Origin of the sequence: Micromonospora sp. CPCC 206060, from assembly GCF_036906895.1 — a bacterium.
In the GTDB taxonomy this organism is placed as follows: domain Bacteria; phylum Actinomycetota; class Actinomycetes; order Mycobacteriales; family Micromonosporaceae; genus Micromonospora.
On the sequence record NZ_JBAKHU010000288.1, the window covers coordinates 1 to 601 of the forward strand.

Sequence of the window (601 nt, forward strand, 5' to 3'; positions counted from 1 at the left end):
TCCGACTCCAGCCGCTGGATCAGCGTCTTGCGGGCCTTGCCACCGCGCTCACGCCGCAGTGCCGTCCTGAGCTGGCGCGTGTCGAGGCCCCGCACGAGTTTGCCCGCCTCGGCGACCGGCAGGTCCGTCAGTTGCTCGGGCAAGGCAGCCTCCCTGCGCGCGCGACTGGCCGGTCCCGTGTTGGCGACGTACTGCCGGCCGGTCCTGGAGGCCTTCCGCTTCCGGTCGTCGGTCGCGCGTCGTTGCTCTTCGGAGAGCCGCGCCCAGGCCAGCTTGGGTAGGTATCGGCTTGTCTCGCCGTTTCGCCGCGCGCGGGCGGGGCCCTCCTTCGTCTGCCACTCCTCGGCACCCCACCGTTGCAGGGACCTCTGCCGCTGGTCCTTCGGCCCCTGGTAGCCCCCGCCGCGCTTCTCGTACTCCTTGGTGAGCAGCTGCGACTTGCGCGCCGACCACTGTCCCGGCTTGCCGCCCTTGTCGGAAGCCCTGATCTCCGCCTTGATCTGCTCCCTGAGGTCCGGTTTCGTGTACCGCGCCATACCGTGCCGTTACCCGACGCCACGCGGTGTGAACATCACGCGACCGGCACCACCGCCGAGGCGCG

At 70.7% G+C, this 601-nt stretch carries 1 protein-coding gene; it reads right to left on the bottom strand.

Features of this window, described 5'->3' with window-relative positions:
- Positions 1-536 (bottom strand): DUF5872 domain-containing protein (locus V6U90_RS33785; protein WP_334445271.1); only part of this gene is annotated, 536 nt, incomplete at its 3' end.
- Between the last annotated feature and the right edge of the window lie 65 nt (positions 537-601).